The sequence below is a fragment of the Collinsella sp. OM07-12 genome, from assembly GCF_003438275.1.
GTDB lineage: Bacteria > Actinomycetota > Coriobacteriia > Coriobacteriales > Coriobacteriaceae > Collinsella.
On the sequence record NZ_QSTQ01000011.1, the window covers coordinates 67,773 to 76,373 of the forward strand.

Annotated in this window: 5 protein-coding genes; 4 read left to right on the forward strand and 1 reads right to left on the reverse strand. The window is 60.8% G+C overall.

Annotation, left to right across the window (positions count from 1 at the left end):
* Positions 1-6 precede the first annotated feature (6 nt).
* Positions 7-684 carry a copper homeostasis protein CutC gene (locus tag DXB98_RS05565; protein ID WP_117734500.1) on the forward strand — a complete coding sequence of 226 codons (678 nt, stop codon included), beginning with the start codon at positions 7-9 and terminating at the stop codon, positions 682-684.
* A 70-nt stretch (positions 685-754) separates the two neighbouring features.
* On the opposite strand, the gene DXB98_RS05570 is transcribed toward DXB98_RS05565, so the two are convergent.
* Positions 755-1,753, reverse strand: a complete 999-nt coding sequence (locus DXB98_RS05570; protein ID WP_117734499.1) for a bile acid:sodium symporter family protein — start codon at positions 1,751-1,753, stop codon at positions 755-757.
* A gap of 275 nt (positions 1,754-2,028) precedes the next feature.
* Here DXB98_RS05570 and recJ point away from each other — a divergent pair, with 275 nt between their 5' ends.
* The 3 genes from recJ to DXB98_RS05585 all read left to right on the forward strand — a co-directional run bounded on the left by recJ (position 2,029) and on the right by DXB98_RS05585 (position 8,460).
* Positions 2,029-5,316 (forward strand): single-stranded-DNA-specific exonuclease RecJ, encoded by a 3,288-nt coding sequence (recJ, locus tag DXB98_RS05575; protein WP_117734498.1) that lies wholly within the window; start codon positions 2,029-2,031, stop codon positions 5,314-5,316.
* A 15-nt stretch (positions 5,317-5,331) separates the two neighbouring features.
* A complete protein-coding gene (locus DXB98_RS05580) occupies positions 5,332-7,692 on the forward strand; it encodes a bifunctional (p)ppGpp synthetase/guanosine-3',5'-bis(diphosphate) 3'-pyrophosphohydrolase (RefSeq protein ID WP_117734497.1) in 2,361 nt (786 codons plus the stop codon).
* An 84-nt stretch (positions 7,693-7,776) separates the two neighbouring features.
* On the forward strand, positions 7,777-8,460 hold the full coding sequence (locus DXB98_RS05585; protein ID WP_117734496.1) for an MBL fold metallo-hydrolase: 684 nt from the start codon (positions 7,777-7,779) through the stop codon (positions 8,458-8,460).
* Positions 8,461-8,601 lie beyond the last annotated feature (141 nt).

The window sequence follows — 8,601 nt, forward strand, 5'->3', positions numbered from 1 at the left end:
CTATCTATGCTATACGAGTTTTGTGCTGAGAACTTTGAGCGGGTGCCGGCGGCTATCGATGCCGGTGCAAAGCGCATCGAGCTGTGCGATAACCTTGCCGTCGGTGGTACCACGCCCTCGGCCGGCGTTATCAGCGCTACGGTCAGCTATGCTCACGAGCATGACGCGCGAGTGATGTGCATGATTCGCCCGCGTGGCGGCGACTTTCACTACAACCAGGACGAGCTGCGCATGATGGAGATGGACTTGGGCCTTGCCGTGAGCGCCGGCGCCGACGGCTTGGTCTTTGGCTGCTGCAAGCCTTGTGCCGGCGGATGGGCGCTTGACGAGCTTACGCTCGGCGCCCTCGTTATGGCCGCGGGGTGTGCGACCGAGGAATGCAAGCGCGAGTCCCTTGACATCACCTTCCACATGGCATTTGACCAGCTCTCGCCCGAGGCTCAACTCGATGCGATTGATACACTTGCCGACTGCGGCGTTACGCGCATCCTCACGCATGGCGGCGCGGCCGGTACGTCGATCGAGGATAATTTCGATCACCTGGCTCGTTTAATCGAGTATGCGGGTGATCGTTTGACCATCCTTCCCGGCGGCGGCATCACTACGGCAAATCGCGACGCGGTCGCGGCAGCGCTAGGCGTCCCCGAGCTTCATGGCACCAAGATCGTGCCGCTGGAGGCGTAGCCCGCGCTGGCTGCGTGTTCATCCCATGGCGCTTGAGTAACAAGGGGAGCGCTCGAACAAAGCGGACAAACTAGCGTGCCATGGCGTCGCGGCCGGCCTCGACGCGCTTGCGCTGGGCGGCGCGCTCCTCGCCGGTCAGTCGCTCAAAGAGATGTCCGATAACCGAGGCGAGCACCTGCTGAAACAGCGTTCCGCACATGACGGGAAACACGACCTCGCCGGGAAAATACTGCGTGGCGATGACGGCGCCCGAAGAGATATTGCGCATGCCGCAGGTAAAGCACATGGTGGTCGTCTCGCTATACGGCAGGTGCAACGCGCGGGCGACCAGAATGCCGACGACAAAGCCGCTGATGGCGAAGGTCAAAATAAAGAGGGCGACTTCCAGGCGCACCGCATTCATGTGCAGCACGTACTCGCTCATGGCGGTGGAGTTGGAGGCGATGACACCCATCATCATGAACTTGCAGGCGGGCGAAAGCGCGGGGGAGAGTTTCTCGTGTCCCCATCCGCGCGTGAACTCGTTGATCACGATGCCGAGCACGGCGGGGATGGCGATCATAAAGGCCATGTTCTGCATCATGCCCGGAACATCGATTGCAACGGTGGCGCCCAGTAGGAGCTTAAGCGTGAGCGGAATCGTGACGGGTGATATAACCGAAGACGTCAGGATGATGGTGAGTGCGAGCGGGCCGTTGCCGCCGAACATGCTAATCCACATAAAGGCGGTGACTGCCACGGGTACGCTGTACTCGAGCACGATGCCGCAGACAAGGTTTGGGTTGGAACCAAAGAACAGTGAGCTCATGGCATACGCCGCGATGGGGATGAGCACGGCCGAGACAAATAACGCCAAAATCAAATGTAGGGGACGGCGGAACGCCTCGGCCACCTGGTGAAAGGTGTTGCTGAGCGCACCTTGGAACGTCATAAAGGCAAACAGGGCGGGAACGATGGGCTTGAGCACGCCGATCTGCTGGGGAAAGAGCACGCCGAGCGTCACGCAAATCGGAACGATGACCTGCATGTGCCCCGCGAGAAACTTGCCCAGTCCAACCCATTGCTTCATATGCTCTTGTGACTCCCTTTGCTCGTGAATTCGTTTTGAATGGATATGCTAGACGCTCGCATGCGTCTGTGCGTCAGAAACGCTCGAATATTTCGAGGCTATTACCGCCCTCGTTTATCGAAACCGCGGCGTGCTGGACGTTGTGCGTCCGCGCTGCACGGTATAATAAATCCGTTCAATAGATCTGCCTGCCGAAGCGGGTATACACAGAGGACTCATCGCTATGAACCGTGAGAGGTATCGCGGCGACCTGCCCCTATCGGGGGTGGGCGCCTATGTCATCGCTTAAGACGACGCATCGCTGGGCGGTCGCTCGGCAAAACCTCGAGCTCGAAAAGGAGCTTTCGGCTGGCCTGGGCATACCCGGGCTGGTGGCGCGCATTATGGTTGCGCACGGCATTACATCCATCGAGGAAGGCCAGCTGTTTTTGACGCCTTCGCTCGATCGCGACTGGGCGGACCCGCTCGTTATTCCGGGCATGGCGGTCGTCGCTGACCGCGTCGAGCGTGCTATTCGTAACCGCGAGCGCATCGCGGTCTTTGGCGATTTTGACGTTGACGGTATTACGTCGACCTGCCTGTTGACCGAGGCACTCCGCACGTTTGGCGCCAATGTCACACCATTCATCCCGCACCGCTTTGACGAGGGATATGGCCTTTCGCGCGCGGCGCTCGACCGCGTCAACGAGCTCGCCCAACCCAATCTGATCGTGACCGTTGATAACGGTATCGCGGCGAAGGAGGAGGTCTCCTATCTGGAGAGCCTGGGAATCGACCTGGTGGTCACGGACCATCACGAGCCCTCCGATCAGGTGCCGCAGGGCGTGCCCCTGACCGACCCTAAGCTTGAGAACGAGGGCCCCTCGCGCGAGCTTGCCGGTGCCGGTGTGGCGCTCAAGCTGGTGCAAGTCCTGGGCGAGCGTTTGGGCAAACCGTCGTATTGGCGTTCGCTGATCGAGGTTGCGGCGCTTGGCACCGTGTCCGACATGATGCCGCTGACGCCCGAGAACCGCGCACTGGTCGCCGAGGGCATCCAACAGATGCGCGTGACGGCTCGTCCCGGCTACATCGCGCTGGCAGCGCTCGCCAAGGCCGACCTCTCTAGCATTACGGCCGATGGCCTGTCGTTTTCGCTCATCCCTCGTCTGAATGCTGCCGGCCGCATGGCTGATCCCAAGCTGGCGCTCGACCTGCTGCTTGCCCGCGACCCCATCGAAGCGAGTGCGCTTGCCGCCGAGCTCGAGGAAATCAATCGCCAACGCCGCGAGATCGAGGCGGAGCTTACACGCGATGCCATGGCGAAGGTCGAGGAGACTTATGACGGCGGTCGCGCGATCGTCGTGGGCGGCGAGGGCTGGCACGAGGGCGTCAAGGGTATCGTAGCGAGCCGTCTGACCAACCGTTATCACGTGCCGGCGCTGCTGTTCTCGATCGAAGACGGTATCGCTCGCGGTTCGGGTCGCTCGGTGGGCAAGGTCAACCTGTTCGACGCCGTCGAGCGTTGCTCCGACCTGCTGATTCGTCGCGGCGGGCATGCCGGTGCGGTGGGCGTGACCATCGAGGCATCCAAGCTCGACGAGTTCCGTCGTCGCCTTTCCGCCGTGCTGTCCGAGCTTCCCGCCGAGGACTTTGAGGACACCGACGAGGTTGCCGCCACCGTTGACCTCTCCGAGCTGAATATTGAGACCATCGAGCAGATCTCCCGTCTTGAGCCGTTTGGCCAGGGCAACAAGGTGCCGCTGTTGGCGGCCGAGGGCGTGACAATGTGCGATCGCGCCGTGGTGGGCAAAACCGGCGAGCACATGCGCTTCGTGGCGACCGATGGCGCCGCGAGTGTGCCGGCTATTATGTTCCGCGTGCCGCAGATCGATAAGCTCATCAATTGCGATAGCGCCGTCGATTTGGTGTTCGAGGCCGTGGCCGAGCATTGGCAGGGACGCGTGAAGCCCAAGCTCATGATCAAAGATGTCTTGGTGCGCGATACCACGGCGCCCAATATCGACGATCCGGCGTGCGAGCTTCGTCGTGGCGTGCGGCCGGCGGACTTAGGCCCGCGCCTGGAGTCGCGTAAGCGCGAGACGCTTGCCCAGCTTTCCTATACCGAGCTCACGCGCTCGCTCATTCACAGCTTTATCGGATCGAACCAGCCGCACCGCGCACAGGTTGAGGCACTCGATGCCTTGGCCGACCACAAGAGCGTCTTGGCCGTTATGGGAACGGGCCGCGGCAAGTCTCTCATCTTCCATGTACATGCCGCGCGTGAGGCGGTGCTTCGCGGACGTGCGAGCATCTTTGTCTATCCGCTGCGTGCGCTCGTTGCCGACCAGGCCTATCACCTTTCTTCGACGATGGCAGCGCTTGGCATTGGTGTTGGCGTGCTGACCGGCGAGACCGTGGAGGCGGCGCGCGATGACGTGTTTGCCGGTTTGGCTTCGGGCCGCACCGGCATCGTGCTCACGACGCCCGAGTTCCTGTCCATTCACCGCGATCGCTTTGCGCGTTCGGGGCGCATCGGTTTTGTCGTTATCGATGAGGCGCATCATGCCGGTCTTGCCAAAGGTGGCGACCGGAGCGCGTACCTCGACATGCCCGATATTCTCAAAGCGCTAGGCGATCCCGTTGTCATGGCGGCAACGGCTACCGCGACGGCTCCGGTCGTGGCAGAGCTCGCTCGCGTATTGCCCATTACCAGCACGGTGGTTGACGAGACCGTGCGCGAGAACCTGCAACTCGAGGACGATCGCGACCTCGCAAGCCGCGAAAATCGCCTGGTGTCGATTGTGGCGACGGGGGAGAAGACCGTTATCTACGTCAATTCGCGCGACCAGTCCGTGGCACTTGCCAAGACGCTGCGCAAGCGCGTGCCAGACTGTGCGACCCATATCGCGTTCTATAACGCCGGGCTCGCGCGTTCCGATCGCCGCCGCGTCGAGGAGGCGTTTCGAGATGGCAGCCTCAGCTGCATCGTCTCGACCTCGGCCTTCGGTGAGGGCGTGAACCTGCCCGATATCCGACATGTCGTGCTCTACCATATGCCGTTTGGCGCGATTGAGTTTAACCAGATGAGCGGCCGTGCCGGTCGTGACGGACAGCCCGCTGTGATTCATCTGCTCTATTCGTCGCGTGACGCCCGTATTAACGAGCGCCTACTCGATTGCTACGCGCCCGAACGCGATGAGCTCGTCACGCTCTATCGAGCGCTGCAGACCATGTGGCGCTCCAACCGCGGCAAGACGGGGGACGATTCATTCTGCGCAAGCGATATCGACATTGCGCAGATGTGCCTTGCAATCGACGCGCGCACGCCGGTCGATGAGCGCTCGGTGGAAAGCGGCCTGGGAATCTTCGAAGAGCTTGGTTTCTGTCGCGTTTCGGGGTTTGACGACACCCGTCGCATCGCGATGGCCGAAAACCCTGGCCGCGTGCAATTGAGCAGGTCAATTCGCTATTTGGAGGGCTTGCGCTCGCGCATGGAGTTCTCGGCTTTCCGGAGCTGGGCGCTCGATTCGTGTGCTTCTGATATGCTAGCCAAAGTTAACCGCCCGATCGTACCACGGGCCTAGGGGAAGGGGACCTCGATGGATGCCGCAGCCCGTACCGCCCATGATTCCACCCTCCAGCCTTTTTCTGAGATGGAGCACTATAAGCATGCCGATGAGCTGCCGCCCGAGATTATGGCGGACAGCTACGACAAGCTGGAGCGCCTGTGCCTCAAATATATGAATGAGGATGACTTCTCCAAGGTGGAGCAGGCCTATTGCTTTGCTGCCGAGAAGCACTGCAACCAAAAGCGCCGCTCGGGCGAGATGTACATCAACCATCCCGTCGAGGTTGCCATCATTTTGGCCGATCTTAAGATGGACTGCGATGTGGTGTGCGCCGCGCTGCTGCACGATACCGTCGAGGATACCGAGACCTCGCTTACCGATGTTTCCGGCCTGTTTGGCGATACGGTGGCCGAGCTCGTCGACGGCGTGACCAAGCTCACCAACATCGAAGTCGACAGCATGGACGAGAAGCAGGCGCTTACGCTGCGCAAGATGTTCCTTGCCATGTCCAAGGATATTCGCGTCATCATCGTCAAGCTCGCCGACCGCCTGCATAACATGCGCACGCTTGCCGCCCTGCGCGAGGACCGCCGCCTGTTTAAGGCGCGCGAGACCATGGACGTATACGCGCCTCTGGCCGACCGCCTGGGCATGAGCTCTATCAAGTGGGAGCTCGAGGACCTGTCCTTCTTCTACCTTGAGCCCGACGCCTACCAGCGCATCGCGCGCATGGTGGCGGAGTCGCGCGAGGTTCGCGAGCGCTATCTGGCCGAGACCATCAAGACGCTCACCGACGAGCTCAACCGCATTGGCCTGGAGGGTTTCCAGATTAATGGCCGCTCCAAGCACTATTGGTCCATCTACCAAAAGATGAAGCGCAAGGGCAAGGAATTCTCCGAGATCTACGACCTGGTGGCACTGCGCGTCATCACGCATTCGGTGCGCGATTGCTACTCCACGCTCGGCGCGGTGCATACGCTGTGGCACCCCATGCCCGGGCGCTTTAAAGACTATATCGCCATGCCCAAGGTCAATAACTATCAGTCGCTCCATACGACGGTTATCGGCCCCACGGCCCGTCCGCTCGAGATTCAGATTCGAACCTACGAGATGCACGAGCAGGCCGAGTACGGCATCGCCGCCCACTGGCTGTACAAGAAGTCGGGCGGATCGTCTGCCTCCAAGACCAACGACGCCCAGCGTCTGGATGATCAGATTAACTGGCTCAAGCACTCACTCGACTGGGCGGCGTCTGACGAGATCACCGACGCCAAGGAATATCTGCATTCGCTGAAGGTTGACCTGTTCGATCAGGAGATTTTTGTCTTTACGCCCAAGGGCGAGGTCATGGCGCTTCGCGCCGGCTCTACGCCGCTCGACTTTGCCTACGCCGTCCATACCGAGGTCGGTAACCACTGCGTCGGTGCCAAGATCAACGGTGCGGTGGCGCCGCTCACGCACGAAATCAAGACGGGCGACCGTGTCGAGATTCTGACCAACAAGAGTTCCAAGCCGTCGCGCGATTGGCTCAAGATCGTCAAGACGCCTTCTGCCAAGTCAAAGATTCGCCGTTACTTCGCTGCCGCGACCAAAGACGATGACGCTGCAGCCGGCCGCGATATACTGGCCAAGGACCTGCGCAAGCGCGGCTATGGCATCTCTACGCCGCGTTCCACGCGTGCGCTCAATGCTGTGGCGGAGCAGTTTAACTACAAGCAGCTCGAGGACCTGTTCGCAGCCGTTGGGGCGGGCAAAGTCGCCCCACGTGCCGTGGGCAATAAGGTCGAGCAAATCTTGGACCCCAAGCCCGAGGAGCAGCTCACCAAGGCCGAGGCCATTGCCGAGGTCGTCAAGCAGCCTGCCCGCGGCTCCAACCGCAAGCCGCAAAAGCGCGGCAAGAGCGCCAGCAACGGCATTATCGTCAAGGGCGAGAGCAACAGCGGTCTGCTGGTCCGTTTGGCGCATTGCTGCAATCCGGTGACGGGCGACGACATCGTCGGCTTCATCACGCGCGGCCGAGGCGTCTCGGTGCATCGCGCCAACTGCCCCAACGTCAAGGGCCTTATGGAGCACCCCGAGCGCATGATTGATGTAGAGTGGGACGGCGCTGCCGACACCCTCTTCCAGGTCGAGATCGTGGTCGAGTGTCTGGACCGCATGGGCCTGCTCAAGGATGTCACCATTGCCATTGGCGATGCGGGCGGCAATATCCTTTCTGCTGCCACGTCGACCAACCGCGAGGGTATTGCAACCCTGCGCTTTATGGTCGAGATCTCGGACGCGAGTGGTCTGGATCCGCTGCTGGCATCGATTAGCAGCGTCGACTCGGTCTACGATGCACGTCGTTTGATGCCTGGCGAGGGTGGAGCTCAGCTCAAGCGCCGCGTTTAGTCGCGACGAACGTGCCACATTATCGATATTCGCTACACTCGAGGCATCGTTTGATGCCTCGAGTTCTATAGAGAGGAGAGGGATATGAGCGCTGCGTCCTTGGATTTAACTCCCAAAGGATCGGTCGAGATCGAGACGCTCGTAAACGGTCCCATTCAGACCAACAGCTATGCTGTTATTTCGGACAATGAGTGCGTGATTATCGACCCCGCATGGGAAGGCGAGCGCCTGGTGGAGCATATTCGAGCCGAGCATCCCGGTGTACGCGTGCTTGGAGCCGTATGCACTCATGGCCATGCCGATCATGTTGGTGGTGTTGCCGGCGTACGAACCGCCGTTGGCGAGGGCTGCCAGTATGAGCTGTGTGCTAAGGATGTGGCGGTGCCGTATGCGAATATCGAGGAACAGCGAGCTATGTGGGGCATTGAGACGCCCGACCCCGGGGAGCCGACGCGCCTGCTCGCCGAGGGCGATGCTATTGAGGTGGGCGATATCTGCCTGCAGGTGATCGAGACGCCCGGGCACACACCGGGTGGCATTGTTTTGTTCGCCGCCACCGAGCAGGGAAGCATCGCCTTTGTTGGCGACACGCTATTCCCGGGCAGCCGCGGCCGTACCGACCTTTCCGGCGGAGACGAGGCTGCGATTCTGCGCTCGCTCTCCAAGCTCGCCCGGCTGCTTCCGGCCGATACCGTTTGCCTGACGGGTCATGGTGATTCGACCACCATGGCGCGCGAGCTCATGCAGAACCCGTTCATGCAGATATAGCTTTATCGCCAGCTTTGTAAGCACGAGAAGTGTCCAAACGTCAAGTTATTTTCCCCAACGGGTCGATTCCGTTGGGCAAACGGTCAAAAAAAGTCCATTCGGGGTTGATTTCCGATCTCAGCCGAACACATTGAGCAAATA

Bases quoted from the DNA above. Each gene is read 5' to 3' on its own strand.
- DXB98_RS05565 (WP_117734500.1), top strand. From the start codon at position 7: ATGCTATACGAGTTTTGTGCTGAGAACTTTGAGCGGGTGCCGGCGGCT.
- DXB98_RS05570 (WP_117734499.1), bottom strand. From the start codon at position 1,753: ATGAAGCAATGGGTTGGACTGGGCAAGTTTCTCGCGGGGCACATGCAG.
- recJ (WP_117734498.1), top strand. From the start codon at position 2,029: ATGTCATCGCTTAAGACGACGCATCGCTGGGCGGTCGCTCGGCAAAAC.
- DXB98_RS05580 (WP_117734497.1), top strand. From the start codon at position 5,332: ATGGATGCCGCAGCCCGTACCGCCCATGATTCCACCCTCCAGCCTTTT.
- DXB98_RS05585 (WP_117734496.1), top strand. From the start codon at position 7,777: ATGAGCGCTGCGTCCTTGGATTTAACTCCCAAAGGATCGGTCGAGATC.